The 22,520-nt window shown below is 45.5% G+C and carries 22 protein-coding genes and 1 other annotated feature; of the genes, 2 read left to right on the forward strand and 20 right to left on the reverse strand.

The genetic code is table 11. The features are described from left to right. Positions 1-48: 48 nt before the first annotated feature. The 18 genes from MLD56_RS14695 to MLD56_RS14780 all read right to left on the reverse strand — a co-directional run bounded on the left by MLD56_RS14695 (position 49) and on the right by MLD56_RS14780 (position 18,062). On the reverse strand, positions 49-1,035 hold the full coding sequence (locus tag MLD56_RS14695; RefSeq protein ID WP_029517329.1) for an ABC transporter permease: 987 nt from the start codon (positions 1,033-1,035) through the stop codon (positions 49-51). After that, positions 1,032-2,549, reverse strand: a complete 1,518-nt coding sequence (locus MLD56_RS14700) for a sugar ABC transporter ATP-binding protein (RefSeq protein WP_029517328.1) — start codon at positions 2,547-2,549, stop codon at positions 1,032-1,034. Before MLD56_RS14700 ends, MLD56_RS14695 begins: the two co-directional genes overlap by 4 nt. Before the next feature lie 66 nt (positions 2,550-2,615). After that, positions 2,616-3,731: a sugar ABC transporter substrate-binding protein gene (locus MLD56_RS14705; RefSeq protein ID WP_029517327.1), complete on the reverse strand. Its 1,116-nt coding sequence runs from the start codon at positions 3,729-3,731 to the stop codon at positions 2,616-2,618. Between the two features lie 429 nt (positions 3,732-4,160). Continuing rightward, complete coding sequence (spoIVA, locus tag MLD56_RS14710) at positions 4,161-5,639, reverse strand: stage IV sporulation protein A (protein WP_029517326.1); 1,479 nt, start codon at positions 5,637-5,639, stop codon at positions 4,161-4,163. A 420-nt stretch (positions 5,640-6,059) separates the two neighbouring features. Further along, positions 6,060-6,410, reverse strand: coding sequence for a 2Fe-2S iron-sulfur cluster-binding protein (locus MLD56_RS14715; protein WP_029517325.1), 351 nt, complete (start codon positions 6,408-6,410; stop codon positions 6,060-6,062). A gap of 39 nt (positions 6,411-6,449) precedes the next feature. After that, positions 6,450-7,100 (reverse strand): hypothetical protein, encoded by a 651-nt coding sequence (locus MLD56_RS14720; protein WP_023989184.1) that lies wholly within the window; start codon positions 7,098-7,100, stop codon positions 6,450-6,452. A gap of 177 nt (positions 7,101-7,277) precedes the next feature. Next, a complete protein-coding gene (locus MLD56_RS14725) occupies positions 7,278-7,553 on the reverse strand; it encodes a stage VI sporulation protein F (protein ID WP_013310741.1) in 276 nt (91 codons plus the stop codon). A gap of 166 nt (positions 7,554-7,719) precedes the next feature. Beyond that, positions 7,720-8,760: an NAD(P)H-dependent glycerol-3-phosphate dehydrogenase gene (locus MLD56_RS14730; RefSeq protein WP_029517324.1), complete on the reverse strand. Its 1,041-nt coding sequence runs from the start codon at positions 8,758-8,760 to the stop codon at positions 7,720-7,722. After that, positions 8,753-9,361: a glycerol-3-phosphate 1-O-acyltransferase PlsY gene (plsY, locus tag MLD56_RS14735; protein WP_029517323.1), complete on the reverse strand. Its 609-nt coding sequence runs from the start codon at positions 9,359-9,361 to the stop codon at positions 8,753-8,755. Before plsY ends, MLD56_RS14730 begins: the two co-directional genes overlap by 8 nt. An 11-nt stretch (positions 9,362-9,372) precedes the next feature. Beyond that, positions 9,373-10,695 (reverse strand): ribosome biogenesis GTPase Der, encoded by a 1,323-nt coding sequence (gene der / locus MLD56_RS14740; RefSeq protein WP_013310744.1) that lies wholly within the window; start codon positions 10,693-10,695, stop codon positions 9,373-9,375. 147 nt (positions 10,696-10,842) lie between these two features. Further along, a complete protein-coding gene (gene rpsA / locus MLD56_RS14745) occupies positions 10,843-12,069 on the reverse strand; it encodes a 30S ribosomal protein S1 (protein WP_029517322.1) in 1,227 nt (408 codons plus the stop codon). A 120-nt stretch (positions 12,070-12,189) separates the two neighbouring features. Then, positions 12,190-12,783: a lysophospholipid acyltransferase family protein gene (locus MLD56_RS14750; RefSeq protein WP_029517321.1), complete on the reverse strand. Its 594-nt coding sequence runs from the start codon at positions 12,781-12,783 to the stop codon at positions 12,190-12,192. Then, positions 12,780-13,487, reverse strand: coding sequence for a (d)CMP kinase (cmk, locus tag MLD56_RS14755; protein WP_029517320.1), 708 nt, complete (start codon positions 13,485-13,487; stop codon positions 12,780-12,782). Before cmk ends, MLD56_RS14750 begins: the two co-directional genes overlap by 4 nt. A gap of 129 nt (positions 13,488-13,616) precedes the next feature. After that, positions 13,617-14,276, reverse strand: a complete 660-nt coding sequence (locus MLD56_RS14760) for a flagellar brake protein (RefSeq protein WP_029517319.1) — start codon at positions 14,274-14,276, stop codon at positions 13,617-13,619. A 165-nt stretch (positions 14,277-14,441) separates the two neighbouring features. Next, complete coding sequence (ypeB, locus tag MLD56_RS14765; protein ID WP_029517318.1) at positions 14,442-15,827, reverse strand: germination protein YpeB; 1,386 nt, start codon at positions 15,825-15,827, stop codon at positions 14,442-14,444. Between the two features lie 263 nt (positions 15,828-16,090). Beyond that, a complete protein-coding gene (gene prsW / locus MLD56_RS14770) occupies positions 16,091-16,786 on the reverse strand; it encodes a glutamic-type intramembrane protease PrsW (protein ID WP_029517317.1) in 696 nt (231 codons plus the stop codon). 86 nt (positions 16,787-16,872) lie between these two features. Then, positions 16,873-17,487, reverse strand: coding sequence for a genetic competence negative regulator (locus MLD56_RS14775; RefSeq protein WP_013310751.1), 615 nt, complete (start codon positions 17,485-17,487; stop codon positions 16,873-16,875). A 197-nt stretch (positions 17,488-17,684) separates the two neighbouring features. Next, the gene (locus tag MLD56_RS14780) at positions 17,685-18,062 is read right to left on the reverse strand and encodes a hypothetical protein (protein ID WP_029517316.1); all 378 of its coding nucleotides are present in this window, start codon (positions 18,060-18,062) and stop codon (positions 17,685-17,687) included. Positions 18,063-18,156: 94 nt separating this feature from the next. Here MLD56_RS14780 and MLD56_RS14785 point away from each other — a divergent pair, with 94 nt between their 5' ends. After that, a complete protein-coding gene (locus MLD56_RS14785) occupies positions 18,157-19,080 on the forward strand; it encodes a polysaccharide deacetylase family protein (RefSeq protein WP_029517315.1) in 924 nt (307 codons plus the stop codon). 142 nt (positions 19,081-19,222) lie between these two features. Here the strand turns inward: MLD56_RS14785 and MLD56_RS14790 are convergent, their stop codons facing one another. Together MLD56_RS14790 and MLD56_RS14795 are read right to left on the reverse strand one after the other, a co-directional pair. Continuing rightward, entirely contained in the window at positions 19,223-19,564 is a 342-nt protein-coding gene (locus tag MLD56_RS14790; RefSeq protein ID WP_029517314.1) for a hypothetical protein, read from the reverse strand. Further along, positions 19,561-20,148 carry a type II CAAX endopeptidase family protein gene (locus tag MLD56_RS14795; protein ID WP_029517313.1) on the reverse strand — a complete coding sequence of 196 codons (588 nt, stop codon included), beginning with the start codon at positions 20,146-20,148 and terminating at the stop codon, positions 19,561-19,563. The genes MLD56_RS14790 and MLD56_RS14795 overlap by 4 nt, the downstream gene beginning before the upstream one ends. Positions 20,149-20,333: 185 nt before the next feature. Then, positions 20,334-20,583, forward strand: a binding site (T-box leader). Between the two features lie 261 nt (positions 20,584-20,844). Between MLD56_RS14795 and serA the strand changes: the two genes are divergently transcribed. After that, positions 20,845-22,437 (forward strand): phosphoglycerate dehydrogenase, encoded by a 1,593-nt coding sequence (gene serA, locus MLD56_RS14800; RefSeq protein WP_013310756.1) that lies wholly within the window; start codon positions 20,845-20,847, stop codon positions 22,435-22,437. Positions 22,438-22,520: the final 83 nt, after the last annotated feature.

The raw sequence follows: 22,520 nt of genomic DNA on the forward strand, positions 1-22,520 counted from the left end.
CCTGCTTGCGTGGAACAAGGTTTATAGTAATACAGTCCACAGACAATTTCAAGTACGACGACGGTTTAACACATAAAAAGTAACGGCCAGCGCAAGTACCAGCACTACTCCTTTGACAATATCATGGGCGAAATATTGCACATTCATCATCGTTAGTCCATTAACCAACACACCGATCAAAACTGCACCAATAAATGTACCAATGACATTGGGTTTACCAGCACCAAAGACCGAAAAACCGACGAATACTGCAGCTACCGCTTCCATGAGCAAGGGGGAACCCGCGTCAATTTGGCCTGAGCCTACGCGCGAGGCATACAAAATACCGGCAATCGCCGCAAATACACCTGAAGCAACATAGGCCAGAGTACGGACTTTTTTTACCCGTATACCCGACAGACGAGCAGCTTCCTTATTTCCACCCGTTACATACATTTGACGCCCATGCTTTGTATAAGTCAAGAAAACATGCACCGCCGCCACAGCCAGCAACAGTAAAATAACCGAAATCGGGATACCCAACCATTTACCTTGCCCAAGCAAAAGAAATGCAGGAGATATCTCCCCCGGCGCCTTGCTACCATCGGGAAACTGCATATGATTATATATGGTATAGCCCTGTGCGTACGTTTTGTGAATCCCGCTTACAATATACATGATTGCAAGGGTTGCGAGCAAATCAGGAATACGTAGTTTAATGATCAATAATGAATTCAACAGTCCTACCAAAGCGCCGACAATCAGAGACACAATAATGACCACCGCAACAGGCTGCTCATACCAGACCATTAAAGAAGCGGCAACGACCGTTGTCAAAGATACTGTAGCTCCCACCGACAGGTCAAAACCGTCCACGATAAGTGACAATGTCACACCAATGGCAACGAAAGTCACAATGGCAATCGAGCCAAGAATGTCCATTAAATTATCATAAGTCCAGAAATAAGGTAATGTAGATGAAAAAAACGCCAACACACCTATAATGACAACTACGGCACCGTAACGAAATGAGACGTTTAACCATTTTTCCTTCATGAATGCACCTCTTCACCCCCGCTGGCATACAACAGAAGCTGTTCCTGTTCCACTTCGCCCCGAGCAAATTCCTTTATAATTTTGCCATCATACATCACTGCAATCCGATCACCAATGCCAATCCCTTCAGCAAATTCACAGGTTAGATAAATGATCGCTTTTCCTTGCTCCGCCAACTCACCAATGATACGAAAAATATCACTTTTTGCCCCTATATCTACACCCTTGGTTGGCTCGTCAAAAACAAATACATCCGCTCCGGAATGCAGCCATTTCCCAATAGCAACCTTTTGCTGATTCCCGCCACTTAAATATTTAACATTCTGACGGAGCGATGGTGTCTTAATACCGAGAGAGGCGACAATCCCATTACCGTTATTTCGTTCTTTACGCCGACTGATGAAACCAAGGACACTCAGTTTGCCCAAAAGCGGAAGACTAAGGTTTCTTTCCACACTCTCCTCAATTAGCACCCCCTGCTTCCGTCGCTCCTCGGGTATGGACACAATTCCTTGAGCTACCGCATCCGCTGGTTCTCTCAATCGAATGGAGCGACCTTTAAAGGTCAGCTCTCCCTTATCCGGCTTGTCTGCTCCTGTAAGAAGTCGTGACAACTCTGTCTTGCCTGCACCAACCAAACCTACAATAGAGAGAATCTCACCACATCGGACCTGTACATCAATGCCGTGCACTCGTAATCCTTTGTGAAGCCCTTTCGCTTCCAATACCGTTTCACCAATCGGTACCTCTGTTTTTGGGAATTCCTCCTCAAATGTTTTCCCAAGCATATGCGTAACGATGTCACCTACACTTAAATCAGACGCAGGTCCCGTGAACACGCGCTCACCATCACGCATCACCGTAACACGGTCACTGTATTCGATAACCTCCGGCAATCGGTGTGTGATGAGGATACATGCAACTCCCTCATCCTTGAGTGTATGGATTGTGCGGAACAAACGTCGCGTTTCTTCTTCGCTGAGCGGCGCCGTAGGCTCGTCAAAAATGATGGCATTGGCTTGCTGTGTCAGAATGCGTGATATAAGTACAAGCTGTTTTTCTGCCAACGTCAATTCAGACACATATCGTCGCACGTCAATATCTACCTCCAGACGTGCTAATGCCTCACGCGCTCGTCTGCGCATAGAAACCGGTGCAGTCCACCATCGACCATCAGGGGCTGACAAATCGTCCATTACAATATTTTCAGCAACAGTTAACTGTGGTACAAGCGCTGAATCGACCTCCTGATACACACAGTGAATTCCCACTCTTTTGGCCTCCCACGGTGAACTAATGTTCAGTTCCTTGCCACCAACTACGATAGCTCCCTGATCGGAATGATACGCACCGGACAGAATCTTCATCAATGTACTTTTCCCTGCCCCGTTGGCGCCCAGCAGAGCGTGAATCTCGCCACCCTGCACTGTAAAATCCACGGCTCGCAGCGCATCTACACCAGCAAACTGTTTGCTAATTTTCTTCATTTCCAATGTATATACTTGTGAACTCATGGTGCCCCCTCACGCCTGCTTATGATAAAAGCGCGCCGAAGCGCGCCTTTGCGTTATGCAAACATTTTATTTGGACGTTTCATATTCCTTCATCCAATCCTTATAGCCCTGTTCGCTTTGGCCCCAGCCCTTCACATATTGGGACAGCTCGGATGTGGAAATTTGCTTATCCGGCAACGCTTCGCGTTGCACATATACAGCCTTCAGTACGACTTTCTCCTCCGGATTATCCCCATGCAGCTTCTGATATGCATAGCGCACTTGTACGCGCCCGATATCTGTTGGATCTACGGCTGCCGAGGCCACCCAAGGATTTTTCGGGTCTTGGATCATTTGCAAGTCCTCGTCGCTCATGTCAATGCCGTAGACTTTAATTTCCGTACGTCCCGCTTGTTGGATGGCACGTGCTGCGCCTTTGGCAAATTCATCCCATGCCGCCCAGACGGCTGTAATTTCGCCCTTAGGATATTGCTTTAATACAGCTTCCATTTTGGCTTGCGTATCCAACGCAGGATTCTGAGCCGAACCAAAAGTCGCAATTTCTTTAATATCCGGATTGGATTTCAAAAATGCACCATAAGCAACCTGACGACGTTCCATCGGCGCAAATCCGGCAACCCATACTTTCACAATGTTGCCTTTGCCACCGATATCCTTCTTCATTTGCTCCAGCGTCAGCTCAGCCATGCTTTGGTCATCCTGTGAGAGCACTACCGCACCCGGAACATTGACGGCAGCATCGAACACGATAACAGGAATATTGCGGGAAATTGCTTTTTTCAACCCTGTTTCCAGCAATGCATCACCGTGATCAGTCAAAATGACATCAAACTGCTGGTTAATCGCACTATCAAGCAGGGAAGCCATTTTAGCCTTATCGTTATCTGCCACAAACTTAGTCAGCGTACCGCCAAATTTTTTAACTTCCTCTTCCACACCTTGAACATACTGTTGCGAAAATGTGCCCGTGTTAAACTCCATGATCAACGCAACCCGTTTACCCTTTAGATTTAAGTTGTCCGTTTTTTCGTTTGTTGTATTCGATTCCGCAGTGCTTGTCCCTTGAGTGCCGCTCTCTGTTTTCGGCACGCCACATGCAGTGACCAGCAAAACCAGCACCAGTAGCATGATACCTCCCAGTCCTAGCTTTTTGTGTCTTTGGAACTCTTTTTGGATATCCATAATTTCATTTCCCCCTCGTTCAACCACAAAATGATTCAAATTTGATACTTAATATATCGCTTTAAACCAAGTATGTAAATAGGTTTTATGAAATATAGAAAAATTTCTGTTTTATAGGCCAGAACACAAAAATCAACCGTCCCCGATTGAATACCGGAAAACGGTTGCTGTTTAAATGTAAAATCAAGGCGGAGCCTAGCTCTCTACTTGTGAAACTCATTAATCGGATTGTTATATTTGAACCTACATCCTGCTACGAGAAACGAAAAGCTCAATAAAAACAGAGGTAGTCTAGGACTTTATTTTCTCGTCCATGGCTACCCCTGTCTGGTTTTGGAGGTCAGTCTAATATTTTGTTTTTGCGAACCGTAGAGAGCAAATTGCTCTCCACGGTATTTCTCTTATACATTTTTTAGGTGTGGCTTACCCTTAAAGAATAATAGCAATGAGACCGCCGGAGCCTTCATTAATGATACGACCCAGCGTTTCCTGCAGCTTATAGCGTGCATTGTCCGGCATCATGGCGATTTTACCCTGAATGCCTTCCCGTACAATGGAATGCAGCGAACGTCCGAAAATGTCTGACTCCCAAATTTTGATTGGGTCATTCTCAAAATCTTGCATCAGATAGCGCATAAGCTCTTCACTTTGCTTCTCTGTTCCGATAATCGGAGCAAATTCCGATTCCACATCGACACGAATCATGTGTATAGAAGGTGCTGTCGCCTTGAGCCGCACACCAAACCTTGTACCCTGACGAATCAACTGCGGATCGTCTAGTGCCATCTCAGATAACGACGGCGCGGCAATGCCATATCCCGTTGTCTTGACCATTTCCAGCGCCTCGGCGAAGCGGTCGTACTCTCGTTTGGCATGGGCAAAATCCTGCATCATTTGCAGCAAATGATCCTTGCCACGAATCTCTACCCCGACGACTTCGACCAAAATCTGGTCATAAAGCTCATCGGGAGCATACAGATCAATTTCAGCTACGCCCTGCCCCATATTCATCCCGCTCAATCCGGCCCTGTCGATGAATTCATATTCCATAAACTGGCCAACCACTCGATCTACATCACGCAGGCGTCGAATATCTTTAACCGTATCGCGAACGGAATTTTCATAATTGCTACGCAGCCAGTGCTCTTCGTTCAGTACCATGACCCAGCTCGGCAGGTTTACATTCACCTCATGCACCGGAAATTCATACAATACTTCACGAAGTACGCCTGTAACATCATCTTCCGTCATCGTCGCCGCGCTGAGTGTCATGACTGGTATATCGTACTTGGCAGCCAGCTCACCGCGAAGCTGGAGTGTTTCATCACTGCGCGGATGTGTGGAGTTGATAACCAAAACAAATGGCTTGCCAACTTCCTTCAACTCCTCAATGACGCGTTCCTCCGACTCTACATAAGAGCTGCGCGGGATTTCCGCAATCGTGCCGTCTGTAGTGACTACTACACCAAGCGTCGAATGCTCTTGAATAACCTTGCGTGTACCAATTTCTGCCGCTTCCTGAAAAGGAATGGGTTCTTCGAACCATGGTGTGGAGATCATCCTCGGACCATTTTCATCCTCGTACCCTTTTGCTCCTTCTACTGCATATCCTACACAGTCAACCAGACGTACATTCACATCCAGTCCTTCCGTTACTTTGATCTGGACGGCATTATTCGGTACGAATTTAGGCTCCGTCGTCATGATCGTCTTGCCTGCCGCACTTTGCGGCAACTCGTCTACGGCACGGGCACGGTCCGCCTCACTTGTAATGTTTGGCAGAACAATCGTCTCCATAAACCGCTTGATAAACGTTGATTTTCCTGTTCGGACTGCGCCGACGACCCCAAGATAAATGTCTCCTCCGGTACGTTCGGCAATGTCTTTAAAAATGTCCACTTTCTCCAATGAAATCCCCTCCTCAAAAGTCTCCGAAGGAAAAATGCTTAAAGAGCATCCGCTTCGTGTTCAACCAACTGCTTGATCCCAGATGCGGCAGAACAGCCTTTAAAATGCCCGGAAGTCGTCCGCCGCCGAGATTCAGGAGACTGATGGAATCGGCGAAACGGCGTAAACTCGTACATGCATTTGGACTGATACCATCATATGTATCCTCTCCGTAAAATATGTTTAGTTTTTTGAAAAATAGATTACGACAGAGCGATCATTGCAGAAACGATATTTTACGTTTGGTTCCACTCACCTAATATATGCGGGGCAAGACTCTCCCATGACTTCGTCGCTAGATTAAATAAAAAAAGGATGTTTCTCCTGACCGTTTAGAGTCGTCGGAAACATCCTTTTTCTATTCTCCTGATATAATCGGCATTACCACAGTTCATCATCCAGCGCCTGACGCTCCAGTTGCCGTCTGATAGCCGCCTTGAGCCTATCCTCCGGTATGGTTACCTCCATATCGCCTTGGACACGTGCCTGGCAGGATAAGCGCATTCCTTCATCCAGTAAAGGCCCCAGCTTACGCTGCTCTGCATCTCTGGGTTGGTCTGCAAATTCAGCCCATTCCGGTGATATTTGTACCTTACACATCAGACAGGCTGCTTTTCCGTCACAACGAGTGGGGATATATACACCCGCTTTACGAGCAGCCTGAAGCAATGACGTACCCTGACCGACCTGTACGCGCCTACCTGACGGCCTAAACGTAATCTGCACATTCATGAATAGTCCTCCAGTTGTCTTTCTCCTAACACACACAACTTATACTTCATTGCCCATCTGGATGACGGAGTGCAACTCTGGCCAAGGCAGAAGTTCTACAAGCTTGTCCAATTGCTCCTCATTCCAAATATTACTGACTAGTAGCTGCTTCAGTACAATGATATGACGTCGCGGGTCGCGCTTCATGACTTCTGCAATCGCTTTATATCGGTCGGGTCGATTTCGCAATATATTGAATAAAAGTTCATGACTGAGCGGCATCAGACGCAGTGAAGCACTCCCCAGCTCAAGCTGAACACCAGCCGACCAAAGTAGTCGCTCGATCTCTAAGCGGTATAACGCTCCGTCACATAATACTTCAAATCCCCCCACCAACTCGACTGGAAATCCCTCCAGATCATAGTGGCTCAGCAATGAAACGTAAGAGCCGCTACGATCAACCTGCTGTCGATCTATACTTATACCCAGGGGGTGCGCATGAAGTTGCTTTGCTGCATGAATATCCGCATAAATATCAATGTCCCGAGGCAGGCGATCCAGTTCAACTTCATGTACAAGTAGTGAACAACTCCCGCCTAGCATCCACGGAACCGACACTGTTGACCAGTTCTCAGCCAAGCTACTCAGCGCAACTGCCAGATTGTGAGGAAGCCTGTCTACTAACACCGATGATATTGCCTCCTTCAACATTGTTTCCTCCTTTGCTGTCTTTCCTTCCGTTTCCTGATGGGCATCATTATAACATGTTCGACAGGGCAGTTCGATATTTTGTGTACTGTAAAAGCGGTTACCCACTCCAAAATATAAAAAAACCGCGAACCTTCCCGGTCCACGGTGAATAATACTAACTGGCGTGCGGCCAGCGGTCTATTTTTTCATCATCATTTTCATCAACGCTTCCATATTGGAAGGATTCATTCCGCTCTTTTTGACGGCACCAACAATATCCCTTACTGTATCTTCCGACACCGGAATGTTGGCCATCGCAGACACTTGCTTGATAAGCTGACGCAGTTGCGCTTCGCTTTGAAGCGTGTCCGCCTTTACCGTGCCTGCCAGCTTTTTCACTGCATTTTCGGATATGTTTTTGCCGCCTTTTTTGTTAATGGCCTTCAATGCATCTTTCGGAAAGTTTTTATTCATAATCTCCCCTCCTCCGCCATTGCTCAACTCAGTCTATGAGTGGCGGAGACAAAAGGTGATTAAGCGTACATAAGACATGCCAAACGCCTAACTAAAAAAGGCTATCTCATTATAGAAAAAATCTACCATGAGACAGCCTTTATATTATTAAAGCTCATCTGAGCCTTTAAGAATGCCATTGCTCCCAAGTCTGAAGTGGCATGACTTCCATCTCGGTCTTAGGGTCGCGACCCATCAGCGCCTCAACGGCCTTACGGACGTCACGTCCTTCAAACAGTACTCCATACAGTACCTCTGTAATAGGCATCTGAACACCTAATTTTTGAGAGATGGCGTATGCCGCTTTTGTCGTTCGAATCCCCTCTACGACCATGCCCATAGATTCCAGCACATCATCAAGCTGTTGGCCCTGTCCTAATAGTGACCCTGCACGCCAGTTGCGACTGTGACGACTCGTTGCCGTGACCACTAGATCGCCAATACCAGCCAGACCGGCAAAGGTTAATGGATTAGCACCCATCTCAACTCCGGCACGGGTAATTTCAGCCAATCCACGGGTCAATAAAGCCGCTTTGGCATTATCACCGAAACCAAGTCCATCTGACATTCCCGCACCCAATGCGATAATGTTTTTTAGCGCCCCGGACAGTTCCACGCCTAGCAAATCGCGGTTTGTATAGACACGGAAATAGGAGTTCATGAACAGCCCCTGAGCAGCCTGTGCAGCCTGCTCATTGGAGGAAGCTACAACGACCGTTGTAGGACATTTCCTCACCACTTCTTCCGCATGACTCGGACCAGACAGCACGGCAATATCGCCCTCCGCGACTTCCAGTTCTTCCGAGATCACCGTGGACATACGTTTAAGCGTTTCTGTTTCAAAACCTTTAATGGCATGCACTACCAGCATATCCTTGCTAAAATGAGCTTTCAGACTACGTGCTACCTGACGAGCAGCAGCAGAAGGAGATACGATTATCACTGCTTTAGCACCAGATACCGCAGTCTGCATATCAGTTGTAGCTGAAATGCGATCAGACAAAATAGAGCCCGGTAAATAATGCTCATTTGTATGCTTCTCATTGATTTCAGCTGCTTGCTGCTCGTTTCTCGTCCAGACAGAGACATCGTTGTTATTGGCCGCAAGAACGGAAGCCAGGGCTGTTCCCCAACTCCCCGCGACCAGCACAGCTATTTTCTCAGACAAGACGATCTCCTCCTTTGGAGCCAAGCTTATTCTCATTCCCCCGTACCAACTTGACTATGTTGGTACGGTGTCTCCACACAGCGAACAGACAAATGATTAGAGCCGTCCAGAATAACGGCCATGCAAAACCAAGCACGAGTAATATCCAAGGGGTCAAAATGACAAATATGAGCGATCCAAGGGATACGTAACGAGTCATTACAATTGCAAGTATCGCAATGATTCCGGCATATAGTGCGGGCAGTAAGGCAAGCGATGCCAATACACCAATAGCAGTCGCAATACCTTTTCCTCCACGAAAGTGAAAATATACCGGCCAGTTATGGCCCGCAATCGCCGCAATGCCGCACAAACCCGGTACCCAGGATGATTCCCCACCTAACCAGTGCCCTATTAGTACCGCAATAACCCCTTTAAGTACGTCCAGCAGCAGTACCAGAATAGCTGGGCCTTTTCCAAGCACACGCAGCGTATTCGTCGCACCGGCATTGCCGCTCCCATGTTGGCGAATGTCGATTCCTTTTAATTTTCCATACAGCAAACTAAAGCTGACAGAGCCAAGCAAGTAACTGAGTACGATGGCAACGATTTGTAAAATCAACCTATTCGCTCCTAACTTTCGTCAGACTTGCGCCGTGTAAAGATTCGAATTGGAGTTCCTTCAAAATTGAAGGCGGCGCGGATTTTGTTCTCCAGATAACGCTCATACGAGAAGTGCATTATTTCTGGATCGTTTACGAATACAACCATCGTAGGCGGCTTAACAGCAACCTGGGTCACATAGTTAATGCGCAGACGACGTCCCTTGTCTGTTGGTGGAGGATTGATGGCAACCGCATCGGAAATTACATCATTCAGTAAATGTGTCTGAATACGCAACACATGCTGCTGTGCCACATGCTGTACAACAGGAAGCAGCTTTTGCAGGCGTTGCTTCGTTTTTGCAGACAAGAACACAATCGGAGCATATGTCATAAACAAAAAGTGATCGCGAATTTTCGTTTCAAACTGATGCATCGTTTTGTCGTCCTTGTCCACGACATCCCATTTGTTAACGACAAACAGCGATGCTTTACCCGCTTCATAAGCATAGCCAGCAATGTGCTTATCCTGTTCAATGATGCCTTCCTCGCCGTTAATAACGACCAATACAACATCTGCACGCTCAATAGCACGCATGGCACGCATTACACTATATTTTTCGGTCGTTTCATATACCTTGCCACGTTTACGCATACCTGCCGTATCAATCAGTACATACTTTTGACCGTCTTTTTCAAAAGGTGTATCAATTGCATCACGTGTCGTACCTGCAATGTCACTAACGATAACCCGCTCTTCTCCCAGAATGGCGTTAACCAGTGAAGACTTACCTACATTCGGGCGGCCGATCAAGGCAACACGAATAACGTCTTCATCATAGTGATCTTCTTCCAGCTCAGGCAAATTGGATGTAATGGCATCTAGCAGATCGCCTATCCCTGTACCATGGCTACCAGAAACAGCGATTGGATCACCAAATCCATAAGAATAAAACTCATAAATCAGATCGGCGCGACTGAGGTTGTCCACCTTGTTGACAGCTACGATGATCGGTTTACCCGAACGATATAGCATTTGAGCAACCTCTTCATCTGACTGTGTAATTCCTGCTTTCGCATCACTCATAAATACAATTACATCTGCTTCTTCTATTGCAAGTTCGGCCTGCATACGGATGGATTTTAAAATGACATCCTCACCATCAATCTCAATGCCGCCGGTGTCAATAATACTGAAGGATTTACCATTCCACTCCGATATACCGTATATACGGTCACGAGTGATTCCGGGTTTATCTTCCACGATGGACAAACGATCCCCGATTATCCGATTAAAAATAGTGGACTTGCCCACATTCGGACGACCAACGATAGCCACAACGGGTCTTGCCATAAATTCACTCCTCCTGTCAATTCTTCCGCTATCATCATAGCAAAAAACATACCTATTGGCGATATGGTCACGTAACAACAATCGGCGAACCCTCTGGGTCCGCCGATGGTGTACGTTATGCATATTATAAAATGTATTGATTTAAACTCATTTAAATTTGTTCAGCTTATCGCCAAAACGCTCGCCGAGCGTGATGCTCAGACCGGAATTATTGAGGGAAACGTTAGGATTATTCAGTTCCTCACGAGGTGCACGAGATGCACGTGGTGCTCTTTCTGCTTTAGGAGCAGCTTCAGGAGCTTCCTCAGTTTCTTTAATGCTCAGGCTAACACGTTTTTCGGAAGGATTCATTTCAAGAATTTTAACTTTCACTTCTTGCCCTTCTTCCAGAACTTCTTGTGGAGTTCCAATGTGTTTGTGGGAAATTTGGGAAATATGAACCAAACCTTCCACGCCAGGAGCGATTTCAACGAATGCGCCGAAGTTAACCAGACGTTTTACAACACCTGTTACGATGTCATTGTTGTTGAATTGTCCAGCAGCCGATTCCCAAGGACCAGGCTGTGCAGCTTTCATGCTCAGGCTGATTTTTCCTTTTTCAGGATCTACTTTCAAGACTTTTACTTTCACTTGGTCTCCTTCAGAAACTGCATCAGAAGGCTTATCGACATGAGTCCAAGCAATTTCAGATACGTGAACAAGACCATCCACGCCGCCAACATCTACGAAAGCACCGAACTGAGTAAGACGTTGAACCGTACCTACGATTTCTTGGCCTTCTTTCAGCTCAGCCATTACTTTAAGCTTGTTGGCTTCGAATTCTGCTTCCAGAACGTCTTTTTGAGAAAGAATCACTTTGTTATTTTCACGATCCAGTTCTTTTACAACAACACGCAATGTGCGGCCTTTGTAATCACTGAAATCTTCTACGAAGTGACGTTCTACCATGGATGCAGGGATAAATCCGCGCAGACCCACGTCTACCACGATGCCGCCTTTAACGACATCATTTACAACGACTTCAAATACTTCTTTGCTTTCGAACAGTTGCTCCAACTTTTCCCAAGCATTTTCACTGTCGATTGCACGTTTGGACAGAACAAGTTTTTCCTTGCCATCGTCAATGCTGATAATTCTAGCTTCAACCTCTTGGCCTACTTGTACTGCTTCTTCTGCGTTATCCAGACCAGAAGACAACTCGCGAATTGGAATAATTCCATCGTATTTATATCCAATGCTTACTACCGCTTGGTTATCTTCCAATTTCACGATTGTACCCTTAACGGTGTCACCTTTTTTCAGGGAGACGATTTGATCGAGCTCGTCTTGATTTGCCGCTTCAGCAGCTTCTTGATTTTTAATTTCTTCCGACATGTCAATACCCTCCTCAATTCAAAAAAAACCATTTATTTAAACCTGCGCATGGCAGAGTTCAAAACATAAATAAACTTTTGTTCTAGTTTTCCGAGCTTAGACACAATTCATACAAGCCTTTCAGTTATTCGTAGGCTTACCCGTTTCCTTCATCGTGCGAATACGAGACATAATTGCTTCTGTTGCCAGTTCAAGTGGATCTCCTTCGATATCGGCACCCTTTTGGTAAGCTTCCAAATTGACAGGTTTACCGTATAACACTTTCGTTTTACGGAAAAGCTTGTAATCACCAATAATGGCGACCGGAACGGCAGCCGCTCCACTGCGTAGCGCAAAGCTTGCAGCACCCTTTTTACCGATTCCCCCAGCTCCTCTGGAACCTTCGGGAAAGATTCCCATAACCTTACCATCACGCAAAATGTTCAATGCCAACTTAATGGATTCCTTACTTACACCGCCACGTTTGACTGGAAAAGCTCCCAGTTTCCCAATTAGTGGACCCAGTACAGGAACATTAAACAGCTCGGCTTTTGCCATAAAGTGAACCTTTCTTTTCAGCAAAATACCAACTGTAGGAGGGTCAAGATTACTAATATGATTAGAACACAACAGCACTCCACCCTCAGCAGGAACATTTTCCCTGCCTACCGCCTCAAGTCTAAACAGAACGCGGTAAATGAGACGCAAAATACTGGCGCATACAGTATATATCATTGGCTGATCTCTCCATCCTTCTCCGTTAAGCAATAAGATACGATCATATCAACGACATCCTGAATGCCCATTTGGGTCGTATCGAGCACGATGGCGTCCTCACTGCAACGAAGCGGAGATACCTCCCTCTCCTCGTCAAGCTTGTCACGTGCCGCAATGTCACGTTCCAGTTGCTCCAGAGTGATATCATCAGTTTCGCTCAGTTCTTTAAAACGGCGGGAGGCACGTTCCTGAACACTTGCGGTCATGAACACCTTGACTTCCGCATCGGGAAGTACAGTTGTTCCAATATCGCGACCATCCATAACGACACCCTTGCGTGCAGCCATCTCACGCTGGTTTTCAGTCAAACGTGTCCGTAAACCAGCAATACTTGAATACTGTGACACGTTGCTAGTCACTTCCATCGAACGGATCACAGTGGTTACATCTTCCCCGTTACAATAAACCTTTTGGCCTGTGGGGTCCGGTACTAATTCAATCACCAGCTCAGGTACATGTTGAAGCACTTTTTGTACATTTTCTGCAGGAATTTCCTTACGCATCATGTACCACGTTGCTGCTCGGTACATGGCTCCAGTATCTACATATACATAAGAAAGTGTTTTCGCCACCAAGCGGGCCACTGTACTTTTCCCTGCACCAGCAGGTCCATCAATGGCTACATTTATTTTGTTAATTGAAGATACATGTTGCCTTGCCAACAGGGAATTCCTCCTAACCTAACCTCAAGAAAAAAGCAGGCATTGCCTGCGACGTGAAAATTATACCACACATTTATAGGCGATGCAAAATAAGCGACAGGTTTACTAAAAAAGAAAAATTTCGGATGATTAAGATTTCCCCCGGAATTCCAGCTGTCTTTCAAAGCAATATTTAATCAGTTTTTGACGCTCCTGATCAGCGATTTCCTCATATTTCAGCATAATGAGTTTGCGACCGTTTTCCATCTGCTGAATGCGCACAATTTCAGATTGGAACGGAACATGCTCCTGAGTACCGTTTTTATATGGAACTAAAATCCAGCAAGACAATGATTCTCCTTCTTCAAGATGATGAGTTCCCTGGGTGTGAAAAGAAACACCCCCACCTCCTACATCATGTGTCTCTGCTACAAATCTGGACTCGTTCGCACCATGCTTTACAGCAATTTCCAAGTTGGCCTTAACCCGAAGAAAGTTTCGACGCTGAATTTTGCTGATGCTGTCTGGAGCAGGTTTGTGGATACGAATCATCCGGAGGATATCCTCTTTGAAACCCGTAACGTGGGTATTAAAATAATTTTTAATCCCACCCTCGCTCAAAAAAAATATAGACAGTTCTTCCCCTAGAAACAATTTTTTCAAATGCCCACTTGTTTGTGACATAGGAATTTCAATTAAAAAGTTCTGTGACTCCTCTTCTGCAATACGAGACTTAAATTCAAAAATCTCGTCCTTATGGTCAGTACCTGCCACTTGTATGTATAACACATCATTAATTTTGGGAAACAAATGATCCACCATCCTTGTCCATTAAAAGCTCTAATTAAGGTATATAATACCACGACTTTGTGCCTATATTAAGCATAATATTTGTTTGATCTATGACTAAAGCACAAAAAACCTCCTTCATGAAGGAGGTTTAGAGTGACTATTGATTCATTTTCATGTAATCAACTAGACATTACTTGCAGTAACCTGAGGTTCATCTGAATCTTTAACCTCTTCAATCGTTTCTTCCATCCCCGTATTGGCGTTAATGTATATCCGGTAAACGGAACCATTGATTTTACCACCAAATTCATAACAGAGAACTTCATTCGAAAGTTCATTTTCAATTAAGGCTTTACGGTGGTAAGTTTCACGAAACTCAGGATTCAATTTTGCTCGTGCTGCATTCAAATTCAATTTCGCTTGCGGTATGCGGCGGAGATGACTATGCTCATACACATAATCACTGGCTTGAAAACCGATCACTTGTCCGTTATCAAGGCCTGATCTGACTGCGATTTTTTCTGGATAGATAATCACATCCCCTTGTTGGCTCACAAATGTAATGTTAGCTAAATTCCCGCTTTCATCATACGCAACGGGCTTCATGTCTTTGTAACCTTTTTGTTCAAGGTATTCACTAGCATAGCGAATCGCTTCATTACGTGTTGCTTTCTTAGGACCTACTGCCCTCATGTCATGATAAGAAATAAGCTTGCCGCCTTTTTTCGTAAAATCCATACTGGCCACAGGCTGCTTCTTATTTAGCAGGGTAGCTGTATAAGATGCCCATTCCGTTCCTTTACCGTTTTCGTTCACCCTGATCTGACTTTCCGGTTTTCCTGTAAATTCAGCAGCATTTTGTTTAATTTGTTCTGCATTTACTGGCGGGAGACTCAATTTTTTCACAGAGCGTTTATCATAGATGCTGGCTACAGACGGTCCCCAATCCAGCTCTTTATAGTTTTCCACCTTTTTGTCCACGGTTTTAAAGCCATCAATAATGGTGTTGTCCTTCGGCCCAGTTTGAGAACCTGCCGCCATATCCACATCCGTCCAGCGCAAATTTTTGCTAATGACTTTCTGCTGCACTTCCTGCATGTTTTTCGAAATTTCTTTGGAATTGTTATACAACGTTTTCAGGTTCGAAATTTCTTTCTCGTTTAAAGGCTCGTGATCCAGATCACGGACAGCGGTCTGATACGAAAATGCAGATAGATGTGACAGCAAATCTTTAGCATGATTAAAAGGCATTACATTGAGGGGCAACTGATTAACCTCATTTTGAGCCTCACTTGTAATCCTCCACACGTTCATCAAACATTTGCGGTGCATCGCGTGTGAAGTATTATGGACTGCAACCGCGTTACCGAGTTGAGAATGCAGCTGATCCATATGAAACGACAAATCGTGAAACGCACGCTGGTATTGATTTTCCGCTTTTATCGACATGCTATTTGCCTGAAGAGACACCTCTTTTCTCATCTGGCTTTGCTGATAACCCCACACAAATGCTCCTATCATCATCAGGGTAACCACCGGGAACAATACGGAACTAAGTCGCTTATACATATTGGGAGTCTCCTTTCTTCAAGTACACTACCGATAGTGTGACAAGAAGAAAGCTCTCTTATGCATGGTTTTCCATGACTTCAACAATAAACTCAGAGTTATCGCAAATACAGCGTTTAAAGCCGGTCTGAATCTGTCCTTGCTCTATGCGTCCTCTCAGCACAAAGCGTTCTCCGCATCTTTTACAATGAATTCTAACTTTTATACGCAAAAAAGACACCTCTTTCTCTAACAGGTTTGTCAGATCAGTGTGTCCCATTTTGTTACATGTTAACCTTTTCTTCCCGTTTTAACAAACGAAAAGGAGAACGGTTATTAGCCCGACTGATCTTCGCCATTCCTCCATACCATAGAAAGGCCATAAGTGGAATGATAAACCAGATCCAGTCATGCGAAAATTTCGTTAAAATCAAATCGTATACTCCGTGCCAGAACCATGGAAGCACCAATGACAGCAGCAACATGTATTTGCTCCTCAAGCCTTCTGAAAACTTGGCCTTCCCCATGTAGTAGCCCATCATTACGCCAAACATCGCATGACCGGATACCGGTAGCAATGATCTCATCAGCATCATGCTAACCGAAGCATGGCCCGCCCAGGCATATAACAGATTTTCAACCGTTGCAAATCCGAGTGAGACTGCGGTCGCATACAAAATACCATCATAAGGCTCGTCGAACTCGGTATGATTATAGATGATGTGATACAACAGAAACCATTTAAAAAACTCTTCCACTCCGGCTGAAATGCCGAACGCCTGGATTAACGTGTGATCCCCTAGCCAAAGCAGCAGCCCTCGTTGAAAAATCATGACAGGAAGAACCACCAAAAAGCCGAGCAAAAACACTTTAATAACCATGTGCAGTGGCTCCGAATCATACCTGTCCTTCAAGTAAAAATACATCAATAAGGCGAGACCCGGCGCTGTGGCTGCCGCTATAACTGAAAACAGAAGCACCGATCATCCCTCCATAAAAATGAGTCGGCTCTGCTTTCAGCGCAGAGCCGACAAATTCACTTCAATATCACTTTTGATAAAACGAATCAAGAACGGCTGTCAAAATGAGTGCAGATGACAGCAACTGCCTGTTCAGGAATGACCAGTTTGCCGTACTCTTCCAACATAGCTGGTGTAACGGATGAGCCTTCTCCAAATTCAGCAAGAACCGCGATTAAAGCGGCAAGCTTGGACTCCTCTACTTCTTCTGGTTCCAAATGCAGAATCCATTTTCCTCTATAATGATACAGCTTACCTGCTTCCGTAGTGTTGCTACGAAGCATATGAGCCGCTTCTATGAGTACTTCGAAATCGCTAAACGCATAAACGATGGAATCACTATGCTCCAACGTGACTTCCATTTCGTAGACTTCCTCTGGAAGCTCCTCATCGGGACCCGAACCATACTGTTGATGGTCGTATTTACCCCGAGTGACGATAACAACCATTCCTTGAGCAGGAAGCGCAAAGACTTCGACAGCTAACGGTCCCGTGGCGTCGAAGCCCAGCTCACTGTATGCCTGATCCATCATTTCGGTAAACAGCTCATGAACTCTAGGAATTTCTTGCCACATATCGTCTTTTTGAATACCGCGTTCGCTCAAATCGTCAAAGGTAAGGAAAATCCGTATCTTGTCCTGACTTAATCTTTCTATTTTCATACTGGACCCTCCTCCTGGCAGCCGAGTGTTATTAACAGATTATGATGCAATTATGATGCCTGTGATGAAAATGGTTCTATGTAATCATGTTATCATTTTATAATCGTAAATGCACGCAATAAAAAGATAAAAAAAAGAATCATTTGAACGGCTTTTACAAAAAAGCCGCAAAATGATTCGGAATAAAGGTTTCTGGGTTACAATCCCGGTACGGCTGTATGAGTTTCTTTCAAAATTTGCTCGACCTCACGTTTAACATCGGGACTTGTGCTGATGAAGTCTTTAATCAACTTCATATTCTCTTCTTTGTTCTTGGCAGTATGGGCGTTATAAGCGGTTTTATCTGTTTGTGAATGATGGTCTTGATCCTTATGGGTGTCTTCTTTATTGAGCGTAATCTCGCCCATCCCGGGGAATGCCGCGTCCATCATTTTAGTGCGGGCTTGCTGCACTAAATTGCCGCCTTTTTTTCCACCTATGTCCATAGATAAGCCCAACATGTTGCGGTTACGGGAGATCATAGAGCTTGCGACAGCGCCCAAAACGATTCCCAGGAAAAATGAAGATGTTTTCACAATTAGAACCTCCCTTTGTGGTAGAATCAAGCATAGTGTTCGTCAGTAGTGACAAACTCATACGGTATAAAATACAGGAAGGTGAGATGAAATAATGGGTACAAAAACAGCAGCCATTTTGTTCACCGCATGTCTGCTGCTTAGTGCTTGCACTGCAACCAAGCCTGAATCTGCGGCAACAAGCAACCAGCAGGATTCGGTAGCGTCTGACTCAAGTAACAGCGCCAAAGATCAGAGCAACGTCTCTTCCCCAAAAAACAGCAGTAAGCAAGCAGGCAGTGATGAACATAACTCAGCGGATAAAACCAATGCACAAAATGATAAAACCAGCGAAAGCAACGAAACAGGAGCTGCGACATCTGCAACTATCAATAACAAAATGTATCACTTGGACAAAGCTTACAATGTAATCCCTGACCAACAAGGTACCGAAAAAAAAGTCGTGTTATTGACCTTTGATGATGGTCCTAAGGAAGCAGCCATGATTAACAAAATCATAGATGTACTGGACAAACACAAAGCGAAAGCAATTTTCTTCGTAAACGGTTACCGTGTAAAAAAGCATCCTGAGTTGCTTAAGCTTATCCATGACCGTGGACAGCCCATCGGCAACCATAGCTGGGATCACATCGTGCTGAAGAATAAATCTGAGCCCGAGGTCAAAAAACAGATTGAAACGGTACAAAAAGCTGTTAAGGACATTACAGGCCAAGCCCCCGTCTTCTTCCGCCCCCCTCATGGTGCAGGCGGGGACGTAGGTCGCAAGGTCGCTAAGGAAAACGGTCTCCTATACATGACATGGTCCGTCGGTTCTCTGGACTGGACAATGAAAAAGAATCAGCCTAATAAAACGGAGGCACTTCTCAAAAATGTAACAGAACAACTTCATCCAGGCAGCAATATCTTGATGCACGAACTGCCATGGACAGCTGAGGCGCTGGACAGTCTATTGACGCGCCTTGAGCAAAAGGGTTACCAATTTGTCGATCCGCAAGGGATTGAGGTTCCTGCTAGCTAGTAGACACTTGCGTATACTCCGGATTAACTATAGATGATGCAATAAAGGCCTCCATTCTCCGTTATTCATGTGGAGATGGAGGCTTTTTCGCCGTATCATTACGCGCCTTGACCTAAGCACAGACGTCCATAATAACTTTATATTACCAAAGCATTTCACTGATGGGTGGTGCACCCTTGACGCCCCACCACAGTAATGCTGCAGTAATCAGCACAAAAAGAGTGCTCAAAAAATTTAAAAACCACTTGCTTACCCGAATACGGCGGGACGGAAACATTTCTGCCCGCGTTCGGTACTCACTGGCAGGAGTGTCACCCTCCATCGTCACAGCAACTTCTGGTGCAGCGGCAACGTGAGCCAATTCTGGCACGGGCCGTGAAGCACGGGAGCGAACTGGTTTAGATTTTGACCTGTCCTCTTCCTTGCCTTTGCGACCATTTCGACGGCTACCATAGGTCTGCACTCTGCTAAGTTCCTGATTCATTCTTCATACCTCCGAAAACGTAACGCTAAACCAGATATAAGGTCAATCACAAAATGACAAATGATCGGTGCCCACAGACTACCGGTCTGCACATATATGTAGCCCAATCCATAACTGCTAAGAAAAACCCAGCCAGTGGGAATCCAATGCCGTAAATATCGGATATGAATCACCGCAAATAAAATGCTTGTCCAATAAGGACCAAAGCTGTACTGAATCGCACCTCTGAACAAGAGTTCCTCACAGATAGAAACGATAGCTGCTATACAAATAATATGCCAAACCGGACGATTTTGAAATAGCATTTGGTTAATACCACCGTCATCCATAGCATCCTCAGGCATAATCCGGGATAGCAACAGATCCACAAGTAACATAGCGGCGGCCAATCCCAATCCCCACCATAAGACGTGCAGAGTGTTCGGCAATGCAAATAGTTCTAACAAATTTCTTTTCTGAAAAAATATCCAGATTGAGCCAATCAGCAGGGTCAGCCCCTGAGTTAGATACAAATTGTAAAGCAGCAAGCGGTCGTTCAATTCATGAATTTGCGCTCTTTTCCATTTCACTTTAAGCTTTTTCATAGTTAGTTAGTCCTCTGCATAGTCTTCTTTAGCATCATAGCCAAAAAGTCGGGCGGATTCAAGAAGACTTAAATCTTAATTTTCCGCATTCTGTAGCTATATATCTAGCCTGCTATCCTCACATGTCGCATGTCCTATTGACATGCCCATGTAAGCCATGATACATTATGAAAAAATTATTAGCGACAACAACAATGATGGAGAAAAGGTATTGATTTCGTCCTCAGAGAACCGGTGCTTGGGTGGAAGCCGGTGACGAAGTAACTACTTTCAGCGCTCCTGAGTTATTGCACCGAGGTCTGGGGAATATTTCCCGGCATTAGATGCAATCGGCAGAAAACCGTTATCCTTTCGGTCATTTTATGACCGCTGAAGGCAGTCCATTGCGAAATGGCTGCGAATTAGGGTGGTACCACGATAACTCTCGTCCCTTACTATGGAGATAGTATGTGATTCGGGGGTTTTTTTGATGCCCGAAAACCGCAAAGCGTCTCCGCATAAGACTTTTGGTCGTTAGTTTGGTGCATAATGCTATTCCATCCCTTTTCTGCGTCAATGCGTTATCACACTAGTATTTCACACCGCTCTCCTGTACTTTTAGAAGCATTTCAAGTTTTTTCATGTTCTTTATGGAATGTATTTCAGTTTGAAGTGCATCCTGTCCATAAAAGAAGTTAACTTTGAGGAGGAAACCAAATGTTTAAAGTGTTAGTATCCGATCCAATCAGTGACCTGGGCATCCAGCAACTGATGGATGCAGACGATGTCACGGTGGACAAGAACACAGGTCTCAGCGAGGATGAATTGGTTCAAATTATTGGTGACTATGACGCATTACTCGTTCGAAGCCAAACTCGGGTAACCGAACGCATCATGACGGCAGGTAAGAACCTCAAGGTTGTAGGGCGAGCTGGGGTCGGAGTGGATAACATCGACCTCGAAGCAGCAACACAACGCGGGATTATCGTTATTAACGCTCCTGACGGCAACACGATTACGACATGTGAGCACACTTTTGCGATGATGATGGCTCTAGCACGTCATATTCCACAGGCATATGCCAAAACCATTGGCGGTACATGGGATCGTAAAACATTCCTCGGTGTCGAACTGCGTAACAAAACACTTGGAGTCCTCGGCATGGGACGTATCGGCAGTGAGGTGGCTAAACGTGCCAAAGCATTTGGCATGAGTATCCTCGGCTATGATCCATTTCTAACGGAAGAACGCGCTGAGAAGCTGGGCATTAAGCTTGCGAGCGTGGATGAAATTATCCGCAACGCAGATTTTATGACCGTACACACACCATTAACACCGGAAACGAAACATATGATTGCTCGTCCACAGTTTGAAGTGATGAAAAAAGGAATGCGCATTATCAACTGTGCCCGGGGCGGAGTTATCGATGAAATGGCTCTTGTTGAAGCCATTGATGAAGGTATCGTTGCCGGTGCAGCTTTTGACGTATTCGAGTCAGAGCCGCCAGCACAGGACCACCCATTCCTGAGCCACCCGAAAATTATCGTTACACCACATCTGGGTGCCTCGACTGTCGAAGCTCAGGAGAATGTAGCTATCGACGTGTCCGAGCAAGTGCTGCATATTTTGCGTGATGAGCCTTTTAAAAATGCGGTCAACATGCCTCCAGTACCATCCAACGTCATGACGCAATTGCAGCCATATTTCTCGCTTGGAGAGAAGCTGGGCAGCTTTGCCGCTCAGATCACGAATCAGGCTGTACGTGAAATTCAGGTAGATTACGCTGGCGATTTGTCCTCTGTGGATACACAGCCGCTGACACGGTATATTTTGAAAGGCGTACTTAGCCGTCATCTGGGCAGCGATGTGAACATTGTAAACTCTGTACATCTGGCCAAAACACGTGACATCCATCTTGTCGTATCTCAGGCGCCCGCCACCAAGGGTTTTACCAACCTGATTACCGTTACACTCAAAACGCAGAGCGGCGAAGAGCAACGTGTATCTGGCACCCTGCTGGCAGGCTATGGCGAACGTATTGTTCGGTTGAACCAGTTCCCAGTAGACGTGGCACCGGAAGCTCATTTCCTGCTCATCTCGCACAATGATAAACCAGGCATTATCGGTCGTGTCGGCACCTTGCTTGGGGAGAACGGCGTCAATATCGCTTCCATGCAAGTAGGGCGTAAAATTGTCGGCGGAGAAGCCATCATGATCCTGACTGTCGATAAAGCCGTGCCGAAAGACGTACTGATTCAACTCGTTGGTTTGCCAGAACTAAATACTGCCCAAGAAGTAGTGCTAGATTAGTTCCAGACCCTATTGAGAAGACCATGGTTTTATAATAAAGAGAGGCGCCTGGCTACCCAGGCGTCTTTTTCTTATACCGAGTT

Source organism: Paenibacillus peoriae (genome assembly GCF_022531965.1).
Classification (GTDB): domain Bacteria; phylum Bacillota; class Bacilli; order Paenibacillales; family Paenibacillaceae; genus Paenibacillus; species Paenibacillus polymyxa_D.

Bases quoted from the DNA above. Each gene is read 5' to 3' on its own strand.
- MLD56_RS14785 (WP_029517315.1), top strand. From the start codon at position 18,157: ATGGGTACAAAAACAGCAGCCATTTTGTTCACCGCATGTCTGCTGCTT.
- MLD56_RS14695 (WP_029517329.1), bottom strand. From the start codon at position 1,035: ATGAAGGAAAAATGGTTAAACGTCTCATTTCGTTACGGTGCCGTAGTT.
- MLD56_RS14725 (WP_013310741.1), bottom strand. From the start codon at position 7,553: ATGAATAAAAACTTTCCGAAAGATGCATTGAAGGCCATTAACAAAAAA.
- MLD56_RS14720 (WP_023989184.1), bottom strand. From the start codon at position 7,100: ATGTTGAAGGAGGCAATATCATCGGTGTTAGTAGACAGGCTTCCTCAC.
- MLD56_RS14700 (WP_029517328.1), bottom strand. From the start codon at position 2,549: ATGAGTTCACAAGTATATACATTGGAAATGAAGAAAATTAGCAAACAG.
- rpsA (WP_029517322.1), bottom strand. From the start codon at position 12,069: ATGTCGGAAGAAATTAAAAATCAAGAAGCTGCTGAAGCGGCAAATCAA.
- MLD56_RS14750 (WP_029517321.1), bottom strand. From the start codon at position 12,783: ATGATATATACTGTATGCGCCAGTATTTTGCGTCTCATTTACCGCGTT.
- MLD56_RS14715 (WP_029517325.1), bottom strand. From the start codon at position 6,410: ATGAATGTGCAGATTACGTTTAGGCCGTCAGGTAGGCGCGTACAGGTC.
- ypeB (WP_029517318.1), bottom strand. From the start codon at position 15,827: ATGTATAAGCGACTTAGTTCCGTATTGTTCCCGGTGGTTACCCTGATG.
- MLD56_RS14790 (WP_029517314.1), bottom strand. From the start codon at position 19,564: ATGAATCAGGAACTTAGCAGAGTGCAGACCTATGGTAGCCGTCGAAAT.
- der (WP_013310744.1), bottom strand. From the start codon at position 10,695: ATGGCAAGACCCGTTGTGGCTATCGTTGGTCGTCCGAATGTGGGCAAG.
- MLD56_RS14705 (WP_029517327.1), bottom strand. From the start codon at position 3,731: ATGGATATCCAAAAAGAGTTCCAAAGACACAAAAAGCTAGGACTGGGA.
- MLD56_RS14795 (WP_029517313.1), bottom strand. From the start codon at position 20,148: ATGAAAAAGCTTAAAGTGAAATGGAAAAGAGCGCAAATTCATGAATTG.
- MLD56_RS14775 (WP_013310751.1), bottom strand. From the start codon at position 17,487: ATGAAAATAGAAAGATTAAGTCAGGACAAGATACGGATTTTCCTTACC.
- serA (WP_013310756.1), top strand. From the start codon at position 20,845: ATGTTTAAAGTGTTAGTATCCGATCCAATCAGTGACCTGGGCATCCAG.